Genomic DNA, 22,757 nt, shown 5'->3' with positions numbered 1-22,757 from the left:
CCATGCGCAATACACTGCTCGCCCTGCTCGCGCTGCCGCTGATGGCCGTTTCGGCCGTGGCGATGGCGCAGAACACTCCGGTCGGTTCGTGGACGACCATCGACGACGAGACCGGCAAGCCCAAGTCCGTCGTGGAAATCTACGAGGCCCGCGACGGCAGCCTGGCCGGTCGCGTCGACGAGATCCTGCAGTCCGACCGCGGCCCCAACCCGGTATGCGACAAGTGCAGCGGCGCCAACAAGGACAAGCCCGTGAAGGGCATGGTCATCCTCTGGGGCATCAAGCAGAAGGGCAACACCTGGGAAGGCGGCAAGATCCTCGACCCGGCCAGCGGCAAGGTCTACTCGGTCAAGGTCACGCCGACCGAGGGCGGCAGCAAGCTGGAAGTCCGCGGCTTCATGGGTTTCTCGCTGCTTGGTCGTACCCAGACCTGGGTCCGCCAGTAACGCACCAGTAGGAAAATCGGCCGATAGACCGGCCTACCCGGACGGCCCGCATTGCGGGCCGTTTGTTTTTGCGGGCGGGAGTCGGCGGCTGTCAACGCTCGAGGCACGGCGCGGTTGTGATGCCAGGGCGCGCCCCGACCTGCGTGCGATAATCGCCGGCCGTTCCGCGCCCGCCCAAGAAGCCCGACCCATGTCCCGCGAGCTCGTCGTCACCTGCGCCCTGCCCTACGCCAACGGCCCCCTGCACCTGGGCCACCTGGTGGGCTACATCCAGGGCGACATCTACGCCCGCGCGCACCGCATGGCCGGCCACATCGCGCACTTCGTGTGCGCCGACGACACCCACGGCACACCGATCATGCTGGCCGCCGAGAAGGCCGGCACCACGCCGGAAGCGTTCATCGCCGGTATCCAGGCGAGCCACGAGCGCGACTTCGCCGACTTCGGCGTCGCCTTCGACCACTACGACTCCACGCACTCGGCCCGCAACCGCGCACTTACCGAGGCGATCTACACCAAGCTCGACAACAACGGCCACATCAGCCGGCGCTCGGTCGAGCAGCTGTACGACCCGGCCAAGGGCATGTTCCTGCCAGACCGCTACGTCAAAGGCACCTGCCCGAACTGCGGCACGCCCGACCAGTACGGCGACAACTGCGAGCACTGTGGCGCGACCTACGCCCCCACCGAATTGAAGGAGCCGCGCTCGGTGCTGTCGGGCGCAATTCCCGAACTGCGCGAATCCGAACACTTCTTCTTCGAGGTCGGCGGCTTCGAGGCGTTCCTGCGCGATTGGCTGGCGGGCGATGTCGCCCCGTCCGGGGTCAAGGCAAAGCTGCAGGAATGGCTGGACGCCGAGGGTGGCCTGCGTGCCTGGGACATCTCGCGCGATGCACCGTACTTCGGCTTCGAGATCCCCGGGCATCCGGGCAAGTACCTGTACGTCTGGATCGACGCGCCGATCGGCTACCTCTCCAGCTTCCAGGCGCTGTGCGAACGCGAAGGGCTCGACTTCTTCGGGTACCTGGCGCGCGATTCGTCGGCCGAGCTGCACCACTTCATCGGCAAGGACATCGTCAACTTCCACGGCCTGTTCTGGCCGGCGGTGCTGCATGGGGCCGGCTTCCGGGCGCCCACGCGACTGCACGTCAACGGCTACCTGACCGTGGACGGCGCGAAGATGTCCAAGTCGCGCGGCACCTTCGTCATGGCGCGCACCTACCTGGACACCGGGCTGGACCCGGAGGCGCTGCGCTACTACTTCGCCACCAAGACCAGCGGCGGCGTCGACGACCTGGACCTCAACCTGACCGACTTCACGGCGCGTGTGAATGCCGACCTGGTCGGCAAGTTCGTCAACCTCGCCAGCCGCTGCGCGGGCTTCATCAACAAGCGCTTCGAAGGCCGGCTGGCCGATGCCCTGCCCGACCGCGCCATGTACGCCCGCTTCGTCGACCAGCTGGTGCCCATCAGTGCCGCGTACCAGCGCAACGAGGCCGCCACGGCGCTGCGCCTGACCATGGCGTTGGCCGACGAGGCGAACCGCTACATCGACGAGCACAAGCCGTGGGTGCTGGCCAAGCAGGACGGTGCCGAGGCGCAACTGCACGCTGTCTGCACCCAGGCGCTCAACCTGTTCCGCGTACTCAACACGGCGCTCAAGCCCGTGCTGCCGCGCACCAGCGCGCAGGCCGACGAGTTCCTGCAGGCGCCGGTCGCCCACTGGCAGGCGCTGGACGCCCCGCTGGTCGCCCATCGCATCGGCGACTACACGCCCCTCTTCACCCGAATCGACCCGAAACTCCTCGACGCCATGACCGAAGCCAGCAAGGACTCCCTGAAGCCCACCGACGCCACTCCAGCCCCCCATGCAGGAGCGGCTTCAGCCGCGAAGCAGGGTGGGTCGGATGGCCGAAGCCCGATCGCGGCTGAAGCCGCTCCTACAAAGAGCGAGGGTGCGCAGTCCGCTTCACCCGTTATCGGCATCGACGACTTCGCCAAGCTCGACCTGCGGGTCGGCCGCGTGCGCGTGTGCGAATTCGTGGAAGGCTCCGACAAACTGCTGCGATTCGAGCTCGATGCCGGCGACCTCGGCACGCGGCAGATCTTTTCCGGCATCCGCGCCTCGTATGGCGAGCCGGAATCGCTGGTCGGCCGCAACGTCGTGTTCATCGCCAACCTCGCGCCGCGCAAGATGCGCTTCGGCATCAGCGAAGGGATGATCCTTTCCGCCGGCTTCGACGGCGGTGGGCTGTTCCTGCTGGATGCGCACGAAGGTGCACAGCCGGGCATGCCGGTACGCTGATCCGCCGGCCGTCCCCAGGCGCCGGATGACCGGGCGCAGCACATGACCGAACTCGCCGACCGCCTCGACCGCCTGTTGCCGCAGACCCAGTGCGGCCAGTGCGGCTATGCCGGTTGCCGGCCGTACGCGGAGGCGATGGCAGCAGGCGACGCCGGGCCGGAGCGTTGCCCGCCCGGCGGCGATCGCGGTGCGCGGGCGCTTGCCCATCTCCTGCACGTGCGGCCTATTCCGTTCGACCGCGATCGGGGCGAGCACAAGCCGCCGCAGGTCGCACGCGTCGTCGAGGCCGACTGCATCGGCTGCACGAAGTGCATCCAGGCGTGCCCGGTCGACGCCATCATCGGCGGCAGCAAGCACATGCACGTGGTGATCGAGCCGCTGTGCACGGGCTGCGAGCTGTGCGTGCCGGTCTGCCCCGTCGATTGCATCGTGCTGCTACCGGCGCACTGAACCCGGGGCGCCGGGCGCACCGTCATTCCGCGGGCTGGGTCTCCGGCTCCACGCACGCCGAGCACACGCGCTCGAGCCGGTAGCCGCCGTCGTCCAGCTGCGCCACCAGTCCGTCCTCGCCCAGCAGGTGCAATGCGCCGACCACGACCAGCACATCCTCGCCGGCGCTGTCGTCCAGCAGCGCGCGGATCTGCGGGACCCAGGCCTGGTTGCGCACCACGTTGACCATCCGGTAGGTCTCGGGCGTCTTGGCCTGCATCTCCTCAAGCGTGAGGCGTCCCAGCGCCGGGACGTCGCCAGTGCGCCACGCCGCGTGCAGGTCCGACAGCATACCCGGCATCTCCTGCGGGCGGTCGATGAAGTCCGAGAGCGATGCGACCTGCTCGTCGATCGGGGTGCCGTCCAGCGCTCGCAACTGGTCGTCGATCGTCTCGAGCCCGCCCGTCGGCTTGCCGGCGTCGGCGGCGGCGCGCATCAGGTGCTGGTCCAGGCCGTGTTCGCCACTGAAGCCCATCGATTGCGACAGGCCAAGCGTCAGCGACAGGTTCACGAACCAGGGCTCGTAGGCTTCGAACTGCGCGATCGACGCCCCGTTACGCGCCAGGATCCGGTTGAACTTCTCGCGCATCGCCAGCGGCAGCACGTCGCTGAGCGTGCCGCCTTCGGCATAGCCGGCCGCCTGCAGGAACTTCAGCGCCGTGGCCGGGTCGTGCAGGTCCTCGGGCGATACCTCGAACACCACCCGGTCCGCCGCTTGGAAGGCGGCGTCGACGTCGGGCGAGACGGGATAGTCGTCGGGCTTGAGCAGGTGGAACGAACCCAGCAGGTAAACGCTGTTGTCGGCGTCCGACACCTTCCACAGCAGCGGGACCGGCGCACTGTCGGCAGCCTCGGCCAGAGTCGCGGTCGTGGAAGCGACAGGAGCGGCCTCCCCGTCGGGACGCGCGGAGGCCGGCGCCAACAGGGCCAGGGCAAGGGAAGCAGCAAGGGCGAGGCGGCTGAGGCGGCGCATGGATGTCCCGTCAGGGGGTGGAAGGAGCAACGTAGGCCTTTTCGCCCGCCTCGACCCGCAGGTCAAGCCGGTTGGCGTTGGGCGTCAGTCGGCAGGTGGAGAACTTCGAGAACGCACATTGCGGGTTGTAGGCGCGGTTGAAGTCCAGCCGCACCGGCCCCGCGGTCGCCGGCAGGTCGACATCGAGGTAGCGACCGATGCCGTAGCTGCCGTGGCCGCTGGTGCCGTCGACAAACGCGATGGCAGCACCTTCGCGACCCGGGTCCAGCACTTCGATGCGGTGCGTGCGCCCGCCGCGGTCGAACTCGATCATGCCCGGGTTGGCCACCTGTTCGATGGTGCCCACGATGTCGGTGACCTCCATCGTGCGCGGTTCCGCATGCGGGGTGTAGCGCCCGGTCAGCACCCAGTCGGCGCCTCCGGGCCAGTACTCGATCGCCTTGAACCCGGTGCGGGTCGCGGCGTCCTCGTGCCAGACGCGCAGCGCACGGCGCGTGCCGCGCCGGATCACCGACAGCCGGCCGCGTCCGTCATCGAAGCCCAGCACGCTCGGCGCGGCACCGTCGGCATCGGTGGACAACATGACCGCGCCATCGAGAGGCTCGCCATCCAATGTCAGCGACACGCCACGCTCCGGAACGAACCGGATGCCACCGTCGCGCACGTCGACCATGCCCAGGTGGGACGGGCCGACCGCCACCCGGACCCCGTTGCCCGCACTGCTGCCGACGTAGTGCGGCCCGGGGCCGATCCAGTGCAGGCCGACCAGGCTGGCCCAGCCGCCCGGCTTCGTGAGCATCTCGGCGCGCTCGCGCCGCCAGCCGGCCTGGGATGCGTCGAAGGCCGCCTGAGCGGCGGGATCGGTGGCATCCCCCGCTGCGGCGTCATCCCCGCCGCAGCCCGCCGCGAGCAGGACCGCCAGCACCGTCGACACCACGATGCCGGTCCGGCGCAACGGCACGGTGCTCAGCGCCCGCGCAGGAACCATCGGTCCATCTCCGCCAGCGTGAAGTGCGCCCAGGTCGGGCGGCCGTGGTTGCACTGCCCGGAGCGTTCGGTGGCTTCCATCTCGCGCAGCAGCGCGTTCATCTCCGGCAGCGTCAGGCGGCGGTTCGCACGCACCGCCCCGTGGCAGGCCATGGTCGACAGCAGTTCGTCGCGCGCCTCGGCGACGCGGCGCGACTGGCCATGCTCGCGCAGGTCGGCCAGCACGTCGCGCAGCAACGCTTCGACGTCGCCATGCGCCAGCAGCGCCGGGACCGCACGCAGCGTCAGCGACTGGGGACCGGCGCGTGTCACTTCGAAGCCGAGTTCCGCCAGCGTCGCCGATTCGCGCTCGGCCACTTCAGCTTCGCGCTCGGACACGGCGATCGATGCCGGCACCAGCAGCGGTTGCGTCCGCAGACCCTCGCCGTCGTGCGCGCGCTTGAGCTTCTCGTACCCGATGCGCTCGTGCGCGGCGTGCATGTCGACGACGATCAGGCCCTGCGCGCTCTCGGCGAGGATGTAGATTCCGTGCAGCTGCGCCATTGCATAGCCCAGCGGGGGCAGCGAGGGTTCGCTGCTCTCGGGCAGGGGCGGCAATGGCGCGGACGGCGCCGCCGCGGGTGTGGCTTCGTTGCCGCCCGCATGGCCGCCGTAAAGCGCGGCATACCCGGCCTGCGCCTCGCGGGCCCAGACCCCATCCGCTGCGCCTTCGCGCAGGCCCAGCGGTGCCTGCGAACGGTCCCAGTGCATCGCCGCGGGCTGTCCGCCCTGCCCCGTGGCAGCGGGCGCATGCGCCGTCATCGACGATGCCTCGATGCCCGCACGCGTTTCGGCCAGCGCCTGGTGCAACGTGCGGTAGACGAAGTCGTGGATCAGCCGACCGTCGCGGAAACGCACTTCATGCTTGGCCGGATGGACATTGACGTCCACGCGGCGCGGATCGACCGACAGGAACAGCACGTACGCCGGCTGGCGGCCATGGAACAGCACGTCGGCGTAGGCCTGCTTCACCGCGTGCGCAACGCTGCGGTCGCGGACCGCGCGCCCGTTGACGTACAGGTACTGCTGGTCGGCGCTGGCGCGCGAGTAATTGGGCTTGGCGATCCAGCCGTGCAGCCGCAGGCCCGCCGCCTCGTGCTCCACACGCAGCGCCTGCGACGCGAAGCCCTCGCCGAGCGTCTCTTGCAACCGGGCATCGAACAGGCCGGATTGTTCGAGGATGTCCACCTCGCCTTTCCAGCGTCGCGACGGCTTGCCGTTGTGCGAGACGCGCAGTTCGATGTCGGGCCGGGCCAGTGCCAGTTGCCGCAACCATTCCTCGATATGGCCCAGTTCGGTGCGCTCGGCTTTCAGGAACTTGCGGCGCGCCGGCACGTTGAAGAACAGGTCGCGCACTTCCACCGTGGTGCCGGGCGGATGCGGCCGTGGCGCCGGTTCGGCCACTCGGCCGCCGTCGACCTCCAGCGCCATCGCGTGCTGCGCGTCGCCCGGGCGGGACACCAGCGTGAACCGGCTGACGGAGGCGATCGACGGCAGTGCCTCGCCACGGAACCCCAGGGTCGCAACGCCTTCCAGGTCGTCGAGCGAGGCGATCTTGCTGGTCGCGTGGCGCGACACCGCCAGCGCCAGTTCGTCGGCCGGGATGCCGCCACCGTCGTCGCGGATGCGGATCAACCGTGCGCCGCCCTCTTCCAGGTCGATGTCGACCCGACGGGCACCCGCGTCGATCGCGTTTTCGACCAGTTCCTTGACCACCGACGCCGGCCGCTCGACCACTTCGCCGGCGGCGATCTGGTTGACGAGGATGTCGGGCAGCGGACGAATGGGCACGTGGACTCGGGGCCGGAAAACGGGGCCCGCCATCATACCGGCGCCCGGATGCACGAACGCCGGCGAGAATGCGCCGGCGTTCGTTCAATCAGGCTTCGAGGATGTCCAAGGCTCAGGGACTTCCGCCGGCCCCGCCCGGAGCCGCGTACTGCGCCTCGGCACGCGCGGCGAACATCGTCCCCGGCGGCGGCTGGCGGGTGAAATACGTGTTGATGCCGTCGAGCACCGCGCGGGCGATGACCCGCTGCTGCGCAGGATCGGTCAGGCGCTTTTCCTCTTCCGGGTTCGACAGGAACGCCGTCTCCACCAACATGGCCGGCATGTCGGACGTGCGCAGCACGGCGAAGTTGGCGCGCTCCACCTGCGGCTTGTGGTTGTTGCCGATCTTCTTCAGGCCCGAGAGCACGTGGCCGGCGGCGTCCTCGGACGCGCGCATGTGGCCGCTCTGGGTGAGGTCGAGCAGCACCGAGGTCAGGGTGTTGTCGGTCTTGGGCAGGCGCGCACCGCCGATCAGGTCGGCCGAGTTTTCCTTGTCGGCGAGCCAGCGCGCGCGTTGGGACGACGCACCGCGCAGCGACAGCACGTACACCGAGGAACCCTTGGCGTTGCGGTTCTCGGCGGCGTCGGCGTGGATGGAGACGAAGATGTCGGCGCGGTTGGCGCGTGCAAGCTGCGTGCGCTTGGTCAGCGGCAGGAACACGTCCGTGTCGCGCGTCAGGTAGGCCTTCAGGCCGGGCGTGGCATCGACCTGGCGCGCCAGTTCGCGAGCGATCGCCAGGGTGATGTCCTTCTCGCGCTTGCCCGCCAGCCCGACCGCGCCGGGGTCCTGACCGCCGTGACCGGCGTCGATCGCCACGATCAGCGGACGCATGCCGGCACCGCGCATCACCTGCTGCAGCGTCTTGCCGTGGGCCGAATCGGCGGGCGGCACGGCCTCGCGTGTCGGCTGGACCGGCGCCGGCTGGCCGGTGGCGATGCGCGTCGGCACGCCTGTCGCCACGGTGGTCGGGACGGACGACGACGGCGTCGCCGTCTTCGCGGCATTACCTCCATACGAGGCGGCGAGCTGGGAAATCAGGCGCGTCGTGGCTGCGGCGGATTCGGCGGCGCGCTCGGCGTCGGTCTTCGCGGGCGGCAACACGGCCGCAGGCTGCGGAGGCACCGGAGCCGAAGTCGCAACGGTTGCCACCGCGGGTGCCGTTGCAGGTGCAGGTGCGCCGTCATGCGGCCACTCCACCACCAGCTTCGGGCCGTTGGCGCCGGGCTCGATGCGCGGCGCAATCGCCGTCACCGTCTGGTTGAGGTCGAACACGATGCGGACCGTGCCCGCGACCGGCTGCCCGGTGCGCACCGACGAGACGACGCCGCTGCCGGCCGGCAGCGACACGCCGGGGGTCAGGCGCGAGTCCGTCAGGTCGATGGCAAGGCGGTCCGGGCCCTTCAGGCTGAGGACGCGGAAGTCGGAGGCGGCATCCAGGGCGATCTCGGCGCGGGTGCCGGTTGCACCGGTGCTGAGTTGCAGGCCCTTGATTTCACTTGCGTTTGCGGAGCTCAAGGCCAGCGCCGGGAGCAGCGCAATGCCGAGCAGGAAGGACAGGACGGGGGGCGCCGTGGCTCGCATGCGCCGTAGTCAAGCACCGGACACGGGATATTGCAAGCATTTTTTCCTTTGGAATCCGTGGCCTGCCGCAACTTCCTGCCGGATCATTCAGAAATGACCCGCAAGCTGGGGTCGGCCCGCACGATGGCCTCCAACTGCCCGAGCCACTGCTCGCCGACCGGCGTCGGCACGAGCAGGCGCGCCCGTCGGCCCAGCCCGTCGACCTCCAGGTGGACCTCGAGATCCGGCGCCGGCAGGTGGCCACGCCCGCGCTCGGGCCACTCGATCAGCCAAAGCACCGCCGCGCCCTCATCCAGCCCGAGGAAATCGAGCTCGCCGGCGTCGGCGATCCGATAGAGGTCGAGGTGCCACGCCTCACCACCGCCCTGCAGCGGATAACGCTCGATCAGCGTGTAGGTCGGGCTGCGGATCGTGCCGGTCACGCCCAGCGCACGCAGCAGCGCCCGGGCCAGGGTCGATTTGCCGGCACCCAGGTCGCCGTGCAGGTGGACCACCGCACTGGCCGGCCGCGTGCGGGCGAGCGCCTGGCCGAGGCGGTCGGTGGCGTCCGCGTCGGGCAGGTCGATCCTCAATTCGTCGATCTTCAGTTCCACGCCACATCCCCATCGTTGGCAAGCCGGCGCAGCCACGGCATCAGGTCGCTGGGCAGCAGGCCCCGCGGACCGCCCTCGTCCACAGCGCGGTCGCCGGCCAGCGCATGCAGCAGCGCACCGGTGCAGGCGGCATCGAACGGCGCCAGCCCCTGCGCGCAGAGCGAGGCGATCACGCCGGTCAGCACATCGCCCATGCCGCCCACGGCCATGCCGGGGTTCCCCGCCTCGACCAGCCGCGGCACCCGGCCGGGCGCGCCCACCACGGTTCCGGCACCCTTGAGCACGACGGCGCACTGGTAGCGCTCGGCCACGCGCCGGGCGGCGCGGAGTCGGTCCGACTGGATGTCCGACGTGCCACAGCCGAGCAGCGCCGCGGCCTCGCCCGGGTGCGGCGTCAGGATCGCGTCCGCCGGGGCGGGACCTGCCCGCTGCGCCAGCAGGTGCAGCGCATCGGCATCGACTACGAGGCGACGCCCGGATGCCAGCGCGGTGTCGAACCACGCCCGGCCCCAGTCGCCCTGCCCCAACCCTGGACCGATCGCCACCACGTTGGCGTGGTCCACCACGCTCCGCGCATCGTCCGTCACGGCGTCGGCGCCGTGGGCCATTACCTCCGGCCGCCGCGCCAGCAGCGCGGAGACATGCCCGGGCCGGGTCACCACGTCGACCAGTCCCGCGCCCGTGCGCAATGCGGCTTCCGCGGTCATCAGGATCGCGCCACCGTGTCCGCTGTCGCCGCCGATGCAGGCGACGCGGCCGTGTCGACCCTTGTGCGAATCGCGAAGACGCGGGGGCCACGCGGCATGCAGGTCGGGCGCGCGCAACGCGACGGCGACCGGTTCGACGCCTGCGAAGTCATCGGCCTCCACGCCCAACGCCGCCAGCGACAGCGTGCCGGTGCAGTCGAGCGCCACGCCCGTGCGCAGCCCAGCCTTTGGCGCGATGAACTCGATGCACGCATTCGCATGTACCGCAGCGCCCGGTGTCGTACCGGTGTCGGCGTCGACGCCCGTAGGAACGTCCAGCGCCAGTACCGGACACCGGCAGCCGTTGATGGCCTCGACCAGCGCCGTCACCACCGCGTCGGGCGCGCGTGAAAGGCCGATGCCAAGGACCGCGTCGACCACGATGTGGCCCCCACCGGCGACGCAATCCAATTCGCCATCGAACACCACGACCGACCCGCCAGCGTCGCGGTAGCCCGCTTCAGCGCGCTGCGCCAGCGTGCCGGTCGCCTCGTGCGCGGCCGCGCGAACCACGCGAACGTCCCGGCCCGACTCGTGCGCAAGTCGCGCGAGTACATAACCATCGCCGCCGTTGTTGCCAGGCCCGCACACGACGGTGAGGCGTTGTGCATGCGGCCATCGGTGCAGCACTTCACGCCACGCGGCCTGGCCGGCGCGTTGCATGAGTTCGAAACCGTCGCCCAGCCGCCGTGTAGCACGCGCTTCGATTGCGCGCAGCGCCTGGACATCGAAGCGGGCGGCAGCCATGTCGGCAGCTTTATCGGCGACAGTCTCGGCGGCGTTGTGCATCGCGCGATTCTATACTTGCGCCACCGTGATTCCGCCTTCGACATCGCCGCCCCACGTCGACCTCGACGCACTCGCCGTGCGTATCCGGGCGATGGCGGTGGACATGGGGTTCCAGCGCTGCGGCATCAGCGACATCGCCCTGGACGAGGACGCCGGCCACTTGCGCGACTGGCTGGCGCAGGGGCTGTACGGAACGATGGACTGGATGGCGCGCCACGGTGAGTTGCGCGCACGCCCGCAGGAGTTGACGCCCGGCACGGTGCGCGTCATTTCGGTCGGCCTGGACTACGGACAGGACGACGACGCGGCCTGGGCCACGCTCGCCGACGGCTCACGCGCCTACGTCGCCCGCTACGCGCTGGGACGCGACTACCACAAGCTGATGCGGCGACGCCTGCAGCAGCTGGCCGACCAGATCGCGGCGGAAACCGGGCCGTTCGGCTACCGCGTGTTCGTCGACTCCGCGCCCGTGCTGGAGCGCGCCCTGGCACGCAACGCCGGACTGGGCTGGATCGGCAAGCACACCTGCCTGATCGACAAGGACGGCGGCTCCTGGTTCTTCCTGGGCGAAATCTATGTGGATATCCCGTTGCCCGTCGATGCACCGGCGACCGCGCACTGCGGCACCTGCACCCGGTGCATCGACATCTGCCCCACCCGCGCGATCACCGCGCCGCATCGGCTGGACGCACGCCGGTGCATTTCCTACCTGACGATCGAACACGAAGGCGCGATACCGCTGGAGCTGCGCGAACCGATCGGCAACCGCATCTTCGGCTGCGACGACTGCCAACTGGTCTGTCCGTGGAACAAGTTCGCCCGCCGCACCGACGAGCCGGACTTCCGCGCGCGCAACAATCTCGACAGGGCGAGCCTCGCCGACCTGTTTGCCTGGAGCGAGGACGAATTCATGCAGCGCACGGAAGGTTCGGCCATCCGCCGCAGCGGACATGCGCGCTGGTTGCGGAACATCGCCGTGGCGCTGGGCAATGCGCCGACCTCACCCGAGGTGATCGAGGCACTGCAGTCGCGTCGTGATGTCGAGGACCCGATCGTGCGCGAGCACGTGGAGTGGGCGCTTGCGCGCCACGACGTCGCGTCGCTGTAGGAGCGGCTTCAGCCGCGAAGGGACGTCGGCCCTGGCACCGGAGCGCCATGCTCACCGTGGAACCTTTGTAGGAGCGACGTAAGTCGCGACCAATCTTTCCTGGCAAGTGCGCGATCGCGACTTACGTCGCTCCTACACGGGAAAGATGAGATCGGAGGCCGGCTCGAGGCCATCCAGGTTCGCGGCTGAAGCCGCTCCTACGAAAGGCAGGCGGGAAGGCTCAATCCCGCAACCGCTCCACCAGCGCGCGCGTCACCGGATCATCCGCTTCGCCCTGGCCTTCCAGCGCCGGCAGCAGTCGGCCGGCGACCTGTTTCCCGAGCTCGACACCGAACTGGTCGAACGGGTTGATGCCCCACAGCAGGGCCTGCAGGTAGACGCTGTGCTCGTACATCGCCAGCAGCGCGCCCAGCGAACGGGGCGTCAGTGCTTCGAGCAACCACAGTGTGTTGGGCCGGTTGCCGGCATAGGCGCGGTGCGGGTCGTCCGCATCCTGGCCGTTGGCCAATGCCTCGGACTGCGCGAGCAGGTTGGCCAGCAACGCACGGTGGTTGTCGGCGTAGGGCGCATCGGAATGGACGGCGCCGATGAAGTCGATCGGCACGACCTGCGTGCCCTGGTGCAGTGCCTGGAAGAAGCTGTGCTGGGTATCGGTGCCGACCCCGCCCCACCACACCGGCACGGTGTCCATCGGAACCGCTCTGCCGTCGAGCGTTGCGGATTTGCCCAGGCTCTCCATCACCAGTTGCTGCAGGTAGGCCGGCAGCAGCTTGAGGCGCTCGTCGTAGGGCACAACCGCATGACTCGCGAGCCCGAGGGCATTGCGATTCCAGACGGCCAGCGCGGCGTGCCAGGCGGCCATGTTGCGGCGGACGGGGGTGCGCAGGACGTGGGCATCCATTTCGGAGGCACCAGCGAGCAACTGCTCGAACGCCGGCATGCCGACGGCCAGCGCAATGGGCAGGCCCACCGCCGACCACAGCGAGTAGCGGCCTCCTACCCAGTCCCACATTGGCAGGATGCGGTCCTCCGGGATGCCGAAGGCCGCCTGTGCGCGGTCGGTATTGGCGGTCACGGCGTACAGCCGTGTGTCGTCGCCGAGCCAGTCGCGCAGGATCGCGCCGTTGAGCAGCGTCTCCTGCGTACCGAAGCTCTTGGAGATCAGGACGGCGGCGGTATGCGACGGATCGAGCCCGGCCAGCACGCGCTGTGCAGCCGCGCCATCGACATTGGACAGGAAATGGACGCGGATCCCGGTGGCGGACGCATCGCCCGCCAGTGCGTCGACCACCAGCCGCGGGCCCAGGTCCGACCCGCCGATGCCGACGCTGACCACATCGGTGATGCCGGCGGCGCAGATACGCTCGACCAGCGCGGCCATGCGCGTGCGCGCCTCGCGCGCCACGGCTGACGCGTCGCGCGCGACCGTCGCTTCGGACAGGTCGCTGCGCAGCGCCGTGTGCAGCGCAGGGCGCGCTTCGGTCGGATTGACCTGCCCACCATCGAACAGGGCTGCGATCGCCGGCGCGGCGCCGGCTTGGTCGAACGCGACGAACAGGGCCTCGAGCGCGTCGCGGTCGATCCGCTGGCGGGCGAAACACGCGTGCAGCGGACCCGCCTGAACGCTGAAGTCGGCCACCCGGGCGGGGTCGCCGCCAACCAGGTCGGCGATGCGCGTGCCGGCGAGGCGCCGTGCGTGCGCGGCCAGCTGTTCCTTCAGCGCGGCGCCCGACATCCCCGCGTCAGGCCGCCTGGGCGGGGATCGAATGGTTCGTGTGGGTCAGGCGGTTCTCGCGGTCGACATACACCAGCGTCGGCTTGAACTTGGCGGCCTCGGCCTCGTCGCAGGCGCCATAGGCACAGATGATCACCAGGTCGCCGGGCTGCGCGCAGTGCGCGGCGGCGCCGTTGACCGAGATCACGCCGCTGCCTTCCTCGCCACGGATGGCGTAGGTGACGAAGCGGTGGCCGTTGTTGATGTTGTAGATGTGCACCTGCTCGTACTCGCGGATGCCGGAGATGTCGAGCAGGCGGCCGTCGATCGCGCAGGAGCCTTCGTAATGCAGCTCGGCATGGGTGACGGTGGCGCGGTGGATCTTGGCCTTGAGCAGGTTCAGTTGCATGCGGGGCTCCGGTGCGCGGGGCACGGGCTTTGGTCGGAATCCGCAAGTCTAGCAGCGCATGGCGCAGCGCAACATAACGGCCGTGGAACGCTGCGGGCCCCGCCGGCGGGTCGATCCGACGCGGCGAGCCCGGTCACACCGTCAGGCATCGAACTCCAGGTTGTCGATCAGCCGGGTGGCGCCCAGGCGGGCCGCAATGAGCGCGACCCGTGGCCCGTGGCCGTCGTCGGGAGTCGCCAGCCCGGGCGTGCGCACGACCGCGTAGTCGACGGCGAAGCCTGCCTGTTCGAGCCGGTCACGGGCACCGGATTCGATGGACTCCAGCGCCCTGCCCTCTACGGCTGCCTGCCGCATCCACTCCAGGGTGGCGTGGATCGTCGCCGCGACCTGCCGCTGCCCGGCGGTCAGGTACTGGTTGCGCGAACTCATCGCCAGGCCGTCGGTCTCGCGCAAGGTCGCGCCCGCCTCGATCCGCACCGGCATCGCGAGGTCTTCGACCAGGTAGCGGATCACCGCCAGTTGCTGGTAATCCTTGCGGCCGAACACCGCCACGTCCGGCTGCACCTGGTTGAGCAGCCGCGCCACCACCGTGGCGACGCCGTCAAAATGACCGGGGCGGTGCGCGCCTTCCAACACCCCGGTGATGCCGGGCACGCGCACCTGCACCGCCGCGCCGGCCCCATGCGGGTACATGGTCTCGACCGACGGCATCCACACCGCATCCGCGCCGGCCTCCGCCAAACCGGCGGCGTCGGCATCGGGCGTGCGGGGGTAGCGGTCGAAGTCCTCGTTCGGGCCGAACTGGGTCGGATTGACGAACACGCTCACCACCACGCGCTCGGCGTGGCGGCGCGCCAGCTCGACCAGAGAGAAGTGCCCGGCGTGCAGGTTGCCCATCGTCGGCACGAAGCCGACGCGCAGGCCTTCGCGCTTCCAGGCAGCGACGCGCGCGCGCAGGTCATCCAGTCGGGTCAGGGTGTCGATCATGGGTCTGGGCGGGTCCGAACGCGGCGCCGACGGGCGCCGTCAGGCGTAGGAGTGCGCGGCATCCGGGAACGTGCCGCTGCGCACGGCGTCGGCATAGGCCTCCATCGCGCCCTGCACCGAGCCGCCCTCCTCGAGGAAATCCTTTACGAAGCGCGGGCGCCGGTGGCCGCTGCGCAGGCCCAGCATGTCGTGCAGCACCAGCACCTGGCCGTCGCAGTGCGGGCCGGCGCCGATGCCGATGGTCGGGATCGGGCTCTCGCGCGTGATCGACTCGGCGAGCGGTGTCGGTACGCATTCGAGCACCAGCAGGTCGGCACCAGCCTCGGCCACGGCGCGCGCGTCCTCCTGTAGCCGGCGCGCGGCTTCGGCTTCGCGGCCCTGCACCTTGTAGCCGCCCAGTCGCAGCACCGACTGCGGCGTCAGGCCAAGATGGGCGCAGACCGGAATCTCGCGCTGCGCCAGATGGCGGATGACATCGAGCTTGTGTGGCGCCGCGCCCTCCAGCTTGACCATCGCGGCGCCGGCCTGCAGCAACTCGGTGGAGGCGGCCAGCGCACGATCGGTCGAAGCATCGGCCTGGAACGGCAGGTCGGCGACCAGCAACGCGCGCGACAGGCCGCGGGCGACGCAGCGCGTGTGGTAGGCGGTGTCGGCCACCGTCACCGGCAACGTGCTGTCGTGCCCCTGCACGACCATGCCCAGCGAATCGCCCACCAGGACGAGGTCGATGCCGGCCGCATCCACGGTGCGGGCGAAGCCGGCGTCGTAGCAGGTCAGCATCACCAGCTTGCGGCCATCGCGCTTGGCCTGGGCCAGCGCGGGGACGGTCCACGGGGCGTCGTTCGGGGTCGCGGTGTACATCTCGCTAGCCTAGCGCCCGGATGTCGTCGCTGGCTATCGCCGCGAGTGCGTCGGCGGCGGGCCCGATGCCGGGAATGACGGCGTCGGGCGAGACCTCCAGCAGCGGCACCAGTGCGAAGGCGCGTGCATGCAGCAGCGGGTGCGGCACGGTCAGTCCGGGCTCTTCGATGCGCGCCCGCCCGTACAACAGCAGGTCCAGGTCCAGGGTGCGCGGACCCCAGCGCTGGGCATCGTCGGCCTCCCGGTCACGGCCGAAGGTGCGCTCGATGGCCAGCAGTTCGTCAAGCAGCGCGTGCGCCGGCAATGCGGTATCCAGCAACGCGGCGGCGTTGATGAAGTCGGCCTGCGCGGTCACGCCCCATGCCGGCGTCCGGTACAGGCCGGAGGCACGGACCAGGCGCGTGGACGGCAGCGCATCCAGCGCGTCGAACGCGGCGCGAAGCGTGGTGGCGACATCACCCACGTTGCCGCCCAGCCCCACCACGCACGCCACGACGTCCGGCGCGTTGCGCATGGCGCGTCAGCCGGCCCGGTTGCGACGCCGGCGACGGCGACGGCGCGGGGCGCCATCGGCATCCAGGTCATCGTCGTCCGGCGCGCTGGCCTGGGCGTCGAGCTGGGCAGCCAGCTCATCGCCCGATTGCGTCTGCGCCTCGCGCCAGAAGGCGATGTCCTCGGCATGCTCGGGCGACGCCGCCTGGCGAATCGAAAGGAAATCGAACGCCGCGCGGAAGCGCGGATGCGACAGCAGCCGGAATACCCGCTTGCGCTGGCGCAGCGAGAAACGCGTCTGCAGCAGCCAGATCTCCTGCATCGGCAGCGAGAACCGCCGCGGCAGCGCGATGGTCTGCAGCTGGTGCACGGTGACCCGGTCGGCGGCGCGGCGCTGGGCCTCGACCGCGTGCATGCCCTGCGCCTGCAGCGTGGCCAGGGCACGGCAATACGCCGGCCACAGCAGCAGCGCGAACAGGAAGGCCGGCGACACCGGCTCGTCATTGGCGACGCGCTCGTCCGTGCCGCGCAGGCCTTCCAGCAACATCCGGCGCAGGGCGCCGCTGCGGTTGGCCTTGAGCGCCTGCGCAGACTCGGGCAACAGCACCGGCAGCAGGCCGTGCTTTTCAAGGCGGAGGAAGCTCTCGACCGCATGGCCCGACAGGAACAGCTTCAGGCACTCCTCGAACAGGCGCGCTGGCGCGGCTTCCGCAAGCAGCCCCGCAAGGCGTGGGATCGGCTCGGCCGTGGCGGCCTCGATCTCGAACCCGAGCTTGGCCGCCAGGCGGACCGCGCGCAGCATGCGCACCGGGTCCTCGCGGTAACGCGTTTCCGGGTCGCCGATCAGGCGCATCAGGCGGTTCTGTGCATCCTCGAACCCGCCCACGTAATCGCGGACCGAGAAATCCTCGATGGCGTAGTACAGGGCGTTGACGGTGAAGTCGCGGCGGACCGCGTCCTCTTCGATCGTGCCGTAGACGTTGTCGCGCAGCAGCCGTCCGCCGTCGTGGACCTCTCGGTCGCCGCTGCCGTCGTCGACGTTGGCGCGGAAGGTGGCGACCTCGATGATCTCGCGACCGAACACGACGTGCGCCAGGCGGAACCGGCGCCCGATCAGGCGGCAGTTGCGGAACAGGTGCCGCACCTCTTCGGGCGTGGCATTGGTCGCGATGTCGAAGTCCTTGGGGTGGCCGCCGACGATGAGGTCGCGGACCGCACCACCCACCAGGTAGCCGTCGAAGCCGGCATCACGCAGCCGGTAAAGGACGCGCAGCGCGCTGGAACTGATGTCCTTGCGCGAGACGGGGTGCGAATCGCGCGGGATGACCCGCGGTTCGGGCGCTGGAATGGAGGCGTGTTCGGATCGCATCTGGCGGCGTGGCCGCAACCTTGAATGAGGAATGAAAAAGCCGTTGCCGGCGGCAACGGAGCCCCCTATACTAGCAGGCCGCACCGGGCTTCACGCCGGGACGGACACATTGCTCCCTTCGTCTAGAGGCCTAGGACGTGGCCCTCTCAAGGCTAAAACACGAGTTCGAATCTCGTAGGGAGCGCCAATTCGAAAGCCCGCGCAGCGATGCGCGGGCTTTCTTCTTTTCGGGCCTGGTGACATCGGACTGAGCGCTCCTCCGGTGCTGCAAGGTCGGCTCCGTGGCTTGGGTGGACCGTCACCGACTGGCTACACTATCCCGCTCGCCCACGGGAACGAAACCAATGCCCTTCGTCGTCACCGAGAACTGCATCAAGTGCAAGTACACCGACTGCGTCGAGGTGTGCCCGGTCGACTGTTTCCACGAAGGCCCTAATTTCCTGGTGATCGACCCCGACGAGTGCATCGACTGCACGCTGTGCGAGCCCGAGTGCCCGATCAACGCGATCTACCCCGAGGACGACGTACCGGCCGGCCAGGAGGCGTTCGTCGCCCTCAATGCCGAACTGGCCGCGCAGTGGCCCGTCATCACCGCACGCAAGGACGGCCTGCCCGACGCCAAGGACTGGGAAGGCAAGCCCGGCAAGCTGCCGTTGCTGGAGCGCTGAGCGCCCCGCCTCCATCCGACGTCGCACACGAAAACGGGCGCCCTGGGCGCCCGTTTCGCATTGCACGGCAGGCTGGCAATCAGTTGCCGCCGAACGCACCCTGCAGCGCGGCGATCAACTTCGCAGGCGCGTCGCCGGTGGCGGGCATGCCGCGCGGATCGACCGCCGACACATATGCGCCGGCCTGCACCTCGCTGACACGCACGAGGAAGTTCGCGCCCTCGTAGTTGACGTCGTAGGCACCCAGCAGCTCGGCGCGGCTGGCGATCTCCACGCCTTCGATTCCGCCGAGCAACTCGCCGACGCGCGCATACACCTCCTCACGCGTGCCGGCCGTGGTGAAGCCCTGGGCCTGCGCGAATGCGGTCGCGCTCGCACCTGCCCCGGAAGCCGCAGGCATCTGGGTGGCGATGGCCTGCCCCGACGCGGTCACCGAACCCTGCGGCGCGCCACCGGCGGTGCGCGGCAGGTCGAGGTCGGGCGGAACTTCCAGCGGCCGCGACTCGGGCGACTGTGCGTACAGCGCATCGCCCTTGCGGAACCAGCTGCAACCGGACGTGGCCAACAGCGTGATGGCGAGTGCACCGGCAACGGCAACGTTCAGGCGGCGGACGCGATGGGGCTTGGGGGACATGGGATCTCCTGCGGTTCAGGCCGCGAGTGAATCGCGGGATTCGGTTTCAAGCGCGTCGACCAGGGTGCGCGTGGCGGCGGCCGCATCCTGGTGGCGCGGGGACAGCGGGGTCAGCGGCAGGCGCAGGCCGTGGCCCAGGCCCTGCAAGGCCAGCAGCGCCTTGACCGGGATCGGATTGGATTCGACACCAAGGAAATCGCAGATGGGCCGCAACCGCTCATCCAGCGCCTGCGCGGCATCGGCCCGGCCGTTGCGCGCGAGGTCGCACAGCCGGCGGAACGACGCGGGCACCACGTTCGACGCCACCGAGATCACCCCATCGGCGCCGGCCAGCATGGCACGGCACGCCGTCGGGTCGTCGCCGCTGAGCACGGCGAACCCGGCATCGCGCAGCCGCAGCAGCGCGTCCATCCGCGCCGCATCGGCCACCGCTTCCTTCACGCCGATGATGCGGGCGTGCCCGGCCAGATCGGCCACGGTTTCCGGCAGCAGGTCGATCCCGGTGCGGCCGGGCACGTTGTAGAGCATGACGGGCAGTTCGCCATCGTCGGCGACCGCACGGTAGTGCGCGACCAGCCCGGCCTGCGTGGGGCGCACGTAGGGCGGCGTGACCACGAGCGCCGCGTCGGCGCCCAGCGCGGCCGCGCGGCGGGTCTGTTCGATGGTCTTGGCGGTGTTGGACAGCCCGGTGCCGGCGAGCACGGGCACGCGACCGGCCACCTGTTCCACCGCCGTGCGCAGCAGGGTGTCGTATTCGATGTCGTAGAGCGCCGCGGCCTCGCCGGTGGAACCGGCCACGACGACCGCCTGGGTGCCCGCCTCGAGCTGTGCGGCCAGCAGCCGTTGCCAGGCGTCGATGTCGAGTTCACCGGCGACGTTGAACGGGGTCGCCAGTGCGGTAATGCTGCCGGAGATGCGCAAGAGCGGGCCTCTGCGTGGAGCGTGGGAGTGGAGTGCGGACGTGGGATCGACGGCCACCGGGGCGAGCGCGCGGGACGGCGCGCAGGGCCAGAATGCAGCGCCCGATGTTACTTGCGGCGTGAAAGCACCGGCAAGTATGCTGGCCGCGCACGGCAGCCGCTCCACCGCTGCCGTTCATCCCGATGCCGACCCCGGCACCGGCTGTTCCGCATCTACCGCAGGCGCCGCCTTGACTGATTCCGCTTCCCGGCCGTCGCCGAACGAAAACCACCTGCTGATCAATGCGTACACCACGCATCCGGAGTCGCCCCTGCTGTCGGTGACCCGCCGCATCAGCGACAGCGGCTGCAACCTGGTGGACGCACGGCTTTCGACGGTGGGGCGCGACGTGTCCGTCACCGCACTGGCGGTGGGCTCGTGGGACGCGGTCGCCAAGCTCGAGGCCATGCTGACCCGGCTGGAGCGCGAGGAAGGCCTGAAGCTCATCTGGTACCGCACCGGCGCCAAGCAGGTCCAGTCCAACCTGCTGCCCTACGTGGTGGAAGTGGTCGCCAGCGACAAGCCCGGCATCCTGTTCCAGCTGGCGGATTTCTTCGACCGCCAGGGCATCACCATCGAAAGCCTGCACTGCTCGCGCTACCGGGCGATGCAGACCGGCGCGGACATGTTCTCCGCACAGGTGACGATCGGCGTGCCGGCCAACATGCATATCGCCGCGCTGCGCGACGACTTCCTGGAATTCTGCGACCACCTCAACCTCGATGCCATCATGGACCCGATGAAGTTCTGAGGACGCACCGCATGCTCGACACCGGCGACACCGTACCTGCCGACCTTGCGCTGGACCTGTCCAGCGGTTCCTCCGCGACGCTCGGCGATTACGCCGGCCAGTGGCTGGTGCTGTACTTCTACCCCAAGGACAGCACGCCGGGCTGCACCACCGAAGGCAACGACTTCAACGCGCTGCTGCCGAAGTTCCGCAAGCTGGGCGCCACCGTGCTGGGCGTATCGCGCGACTCGGTGAAGTCCCACCAGAACTTCTGCGCCAAGCAGGGCTTCAAGTTCGACCTGGTCAGCGACAAGAGCGAGGCGGTCTGTAGCGCTTTTGGCGTGATCAAGGAAAAGAATATGTACGGCCGCAAGGTGATGGGCATCGAGCGCAGCACCTTCCTGGTCGATCCGTCCGGTGTCATCGCCCGGACATGGCGACCGGTGAAGGTCGCCGGGCATGCCCAGGCCGTGCTCGACGAACTCAAGGCAGCCGCCACCCAGTGATCCCCGCCGCGCACGCACGCGTCGCCACCCCGGATCCCGGGACCGTGGCGGCGTTTTGCCGTGCGCCGGCCGGACGCGCGCGCCGTGCCGCGCAATCCATGTTGTCCCCTGCAGTGCCCCTACCCGACTGGAGCTCTCGATGACCAAAGGCAAGCGCATCTACGTGCTGGACACCAACGTCCTGATGCACGACCCGACCGCGCTGTTCAAGTTCGAGGAACACGACGTCTACCTGCCGATGCAGGTCATCGAGGAGCTGGACAACGGCAAGAAGGGCACGTCGGAGGCCAGCCGCAACGCGCGGCAGGTCAGCCGGTTCCTCAACGAGTTGATCGAGATCGAGGGCACCGATCGCATCCGCGACGGCATCACCCTCAACCGGCCGCAGGGCCTGCAGCTTCGTGGTGCCCAGAGCATCGGCAAGCTGCGCTTCCAGACCGAGAGCTTCGACGCCGGCCGCCGCTTCGGCGCGGTCATCCCGGACAACCACATCCTCGGCGCCGTGCTGGCGCTGAAGGAGTCCGACCCGGGCGTGCCGGTGGTGCTGGTGTCCAAGGACATCAACCTGCGGATCAAGGCATCGATTGCGGGGATCGATTCGGAGGACTACGAGAACGACCGCGCGCTGGACGATTTCAGCCTGCTCTACACCGGCGCCACCGCCCTCCCGGAAGACTTCTGGCAGCGCCACGGCAAGGACCTGAAGTCCTGGACCGACAAGGGCCGCACGTTCTACGAGATCGGCCGGGGCGAGGGCGAGGACGACTGGCACCCCAACCAGTTCCTCTACCTGCCGGGCGACGACGAGTCGCAGATGCGCGTCACGCGCGTGGCCGACGACAAGGTCACGCTGCAGATCGTCGACGACTACCGCCACAACCAGCACGCGGTGTGGGGCATCACCGCGCGCAACCGCGAGCAGAACTTCGCGCTCAACGCACTGATGGACCCCGAGGTCGACTTCGTCACCCTGCTCGGCACGGCCGGCACCGGCAAGACGCTGCTGGCGCTTGCGGCGGGCCTGGCGCAGACCATGGACCAGCAGCGCTACCGGGAAATCATCATGACCCGCGCGACGGTGAGCGTCGGCGAGGACATCGGCTTCCTGCCGGGCACCGAGGAAGAAAAGATGACGCCGTGGATGGGCGCGCTGACCGATAACCTGGAAGTGCTGACGCACAACCAGGAAGGCGGCAGTTGGGGCCGCGCGGCGACCAACGACCTGCTCGCCTCCCGCATCAAGATCCGCTCAATGAACTTCATGCGCGGCCGCACGTTCCTCAGCCGCTACCTGATCCTGGACGAGGCGCAGAACCTCTCTCCGAAGCAGATGAAGACGTTGATCACCCGCGCCGGCCCCGGCACCAAGATCGTCTGCCTGGGCAACGTCGAGCAGATCGATACCCCGTATCTCACCGAGACGACGTCCGGTTTGACCTACGCCGTCGACCGGTTCAAGAACTGGCCGCACAGCGCCCACGTCACCCTGCGCCGCGGTGAGCGTTCGCGACTGGCCGACTACGCTTCGGACGTGTTGTAG

The 22,757-nt window shown here is 69.5% G+C and carries 21 protein-coding genes, 1 tRNA gene and 1 pseudogene; 9 read left to right on the top strand and 14 right to left on the bottom strand.

Features of this window, described 5'->3' with window-relative positions; all coding sequences use genetic code 11:
• The first annotated feature begins 2 nt into the window (after positions 1-2).
• The 3 genes from K6753_RS09900 to rnfB all read left to right on the top strand — a co-directional run bounded on the left by K6753_RS09900 (position 3) and on the right by rnfB (position 3,201).
• Entirely contained in the window at positions 3-446 is a 444-nt protein-coding gene (locus tag K6753_RS09900) for a DUF2147 domain-containing protein (protein ID WP_223676289.1), read from the top strand.
• Between the two features lie 190 nt (positions 447-636).
• On the top strand, positions 637-2,751 hold the full coding sequence (metG, locus tag K6753_RS09895; RefSeq protein WP_223676288.1) for a methionine--tRNA ligase: 2,115 nt from the start codon (positions 637-639) through the stop codon (positions 2,749-2,751).
• A gap of 42 nt (positions 2,752-2,793) precedes the next feature.
• Positions 2,794-3,201 (top strand): Rnf electron transport complex subunit RnfB, encoded by a 408-nt coding sequence (rnfB, locus tag K6753_RS09890; RefSeq protein WP_223676287.1) that lies wholly within the window; start codon positions 2,794-2,796, stop codon positions 3,199-3,201.
• A 22-nt stretch (positions 3,202-3,223) separates the two neighbouring features.
• On the opposite strand, the gene K6753_RS09885 is transcribed toward rnfB, so the two are convergent.
• From K6753_RS09885 to K6753_RS09860, 6 genes are all read right to left on the bottom strand, one after another.
• Complete coding sequence (locus K6753_RS09885; protein WP_223676286.1) at positions 3,224-4,213, bottom strand: TraB/GumN family protein; 990 nt, start codon at positions 4,211-4,213, stop codon at positions 3,224-3,226.
• Between the two features lie 10 nt (positions 4,214-4,223).
• Positions 4,224-5,201 (bottom strand): DUF1684 domain-containing protein, encoded by a 978-nt coding sequence (locus tag K6753_RS09880; RefSeq protein ID WP_223676285.1) that lies wholly within the window; start codon positions 5,199-5,201, stop codon positions 4,224-4,226.
• Positions 5,180-7,030 carry a DNA mismatch repair endonuclease MutL gene (gene mutL, locus K6753_RS09875; RefSeq protein WP_223676284.1) on the bottom strand — a complete coding sequence of 617 codons (1,851 nt, stop codon included), beginning with the start codon at positions 7,028-7,030 and terminating at the stop codon, positions 5,180-5,182. Before mutL ends, K6753_RS09880 begins: the two co-directional genes overlap by 22 nt.
• Before the next feature lie 112 nt (positions 7,031-7,142).
• Positions 7,143-8,651, bottom strand: coding sequence for an N-acetylmuramoyl-L-alanine amidase (locus tag K6753_RS09870; protein WP_223676283.1), 1,509 nt, complete (start codon positions 8,649-8,651; stop codon positions 7,143-7,145).
• A gap of 83 nt (positions 8,652-8,734) precedes the next feature.
• On the bottom strand, positions 8,735-9,232 hold the full coding sequence (gene tsaE, locus K6753_RS09865; protein WP_425492113.1) for a tRNA (adenosine(37)-N6)-threonylcarbamoyltransferase complex ATPase subunit type 1 TsaE: 498 nt from the start codon (positions 9,230-9,232) through the stop codon (positions 8,735-8,737).
• A gap of 2 nt (positions 9,233-9,234) precedes the next feature.
• Positions 9,235-10,737 carry an NAD(P)H-hydrate dehydratase gene (locus K6753_RS09860; protein WP_223676470.1) on the bottom strand — a complete coding sequence of 501 codons (1,503 nt, stop codon included), beginning with the start codon at positions 10,735-10,737 and terminating at the stop codon, positions 9,235-9,237.
• A gap of 133 nt (positions 10,738-10,870) precedes the next feature.
• Here K6753_RS09860 and queG point away from each other — a divergent pair, with 133 nt between their 5' ends.
• Positions 10,871-11,887, top strand: a complete 1,017-nt coding sequence (gene queG, locus K6753_RS09855) for a tRNA epoxyqueuosine(34) reductase QueG (RefSeq protein WP_223676469.1) — start codon at positions 10,871-10,873, stop codon at positions 11,885-11,887.
• Positions 11,888-12,107: 220 nt separating this feature from the next.
• Here the strand turns inward: queG and pgi are convergent, their stop codons facing one another.
• The 6 genes and pseudogenes from pgi to pcnB form a co-directional block, all read right to left on the bottom strand.
• Positions 12,108-13,622: a glucose-6-phosphate isomerase gene (gene pgi / locus K6753_RS09850; RefSeq protein ID WP_223676282.1), complete on the bottom strand. Its 1,515-nt coding sequence runs from the start codon at positions 13,620-13,622 to the stop codon at positions 12,108-12,110.
• 7 nt (positions 13,623-13,629) lie between these two features.
• A complete protein-coding gene (gene panD / locus K6753_RS09845; protein WP_223676281.1) occupies positions 13,630-14,010 on the bottom strand; it encodes an aspartate 1-decarboxylase in 381 nt (126 codons plus the stop codon).
• A 141-nt stretch (positions 14,011-14,151) separates the two neighbouring features.
• A complete protein-coding gene (gene panC, locus K6753_RS09840; protein WP_223676280.1) occupies positions 14,152-14,997 on the bottom strand; it encodes a pantoate--beta-alanine ligase in 846 nt (281 codons plus the stop codon).
• A 39-nt stretch (positions 14,998-15,036) separates the two neighbouring features.
• Positions 15,037-15,858 carry a 3-methyl-2-oxobutanoate hydroxymethyltransferase gene (gene panB, locus K6753_RS09835; RefSeq protein WP_223676279.1) on the bottom strand — a complete coding sequence of 274 codons (822 nt, stop codon included), beginning with the start codon at positions 15,856-15,858 and terminating at the stop codon, positions 15,037-15,039.
• Positions 15,859-15,862: 4 nt separating this feature from the next.
• Positions 15,863-16,372, bottom strand: coding sequence for a 2-amino-4-hydroxy-6-hydroxymethyldihydropteridine diphosphokinase (gene folK / locus K6753_RS09830; protein ID WP_223676278.1), 510 nt, complete (start codon positions 16,370-16,372; stop codon positions 15,863-15,865).
• A 6-nt stretch (positions 16,373-16,378) separates the two neighbouring features.
• Positions 16,379-17,680 (bottom strand): annotated as a pseudogene (pcnB, locus tag K6753_RS09825) (polynucleotide adenylyltransferase PcnB); the annotation flags it as partial.
• A 150-nt stretch (positions 17,681-17,830) separates the two neighbouring features.
• On the opposite strand from pcnB, the gene K6753_RS09820 reads away from it, so the two are divergent.
• Positions 17,831-17,906, top strand: a tRNA-Glu gene (locus K6753_RS09820).
• 157 nt (positions 17,907-18,063) lie between these two features.
• A complete protein-coding gene (gene fdxA / locus K6753_RS09815; protein WP_223676276.1) occupies positions 18,064-18,387 on the top strand; it encodes a ferredoxin FdxA in 324 nt (107 codons plus the stop codon).
• A gap of 79 nt (positions 18,388-18,466) precedes the next feature.
• Here fdxA and K6753_RS09810 read toward each other — a convergent pair whose 3' ends face one another.
• On the bottom strand, positions 18,467-19,021 hold the full coding sequence (locus tag K6753_RS09810) for a hypothetical protein (RefSeq protein WP_223676275.1): 555 nt from the start codon (positions 19,019-19,021) through the stop codon (positions 18,467-18,469).
• 15 nt (positions 19,022-19,036) lie between these two features.
• Entirely contained in the window at positions 19,037-19,942 is a 906-nt protein-coding gene (gene dapA, locus K6753_RS09805) for a 4-hydroxy-tetrahydrodipicolinate synthase (RefSeq protein ID WP_223676274.1), read from the bottom strand.
• A 136-nt stretch (positions 19,943-20,078) separates the two neighbouring features.
• Here dapA and K6753_RS09800 point away from each other — a divergent pair, with 136 nt between their 5' ends.
• The 3 genes from K6753_RS09800 (at position 20,079) to K6753_RS09790 (ending at position 22,757) form a co-directional block, all read left to right on the top strand.
• A complete protein-coding gene (locus K6753_RS09800; protein WP_223676273.1) occupies positions 20,079-20,732 on the top strand; it encodes a glycine cleavage system transcriptional repressor in 654 nt (217 codons plus the stop codon).
• Between the two features lie 11 nt (positions 20,733-20,743).
• Positions 20,744-21,217 (top strand): peroxiredoxin, encoded by a 474-nt coding sequence (locus K6753_RS09795; protein WP_223676272.1) that lies wholly within the window; start codon positions 20,744-20,746, stop codon positions 21,215-21,217.
• Between the two features lie 139 nt (positions 21,218-21,356).
• Positions 21,357-22,757, top strand: coding sequence for a PhoH family protein (locus K6753_RS09790; protein WP_223676271.1), 1,401 nt, complete (start codon positions 21,357-21,359; stop codon positions 22,755-22,757).

Source organism: Novilysobacter selenitireducens, assembly GCF_020026895.1.
Classification (GTDB): Bacteria; Pseudomonadota; Gammaproteobacteria; order Xanthomonadales; family Xanthomonadaceae; genus Lysobacter_C; species Lysobacter_C selenitireducens.
This window is presented reverse-complemented; position numbering and strand designations above follow the sequence as displayed.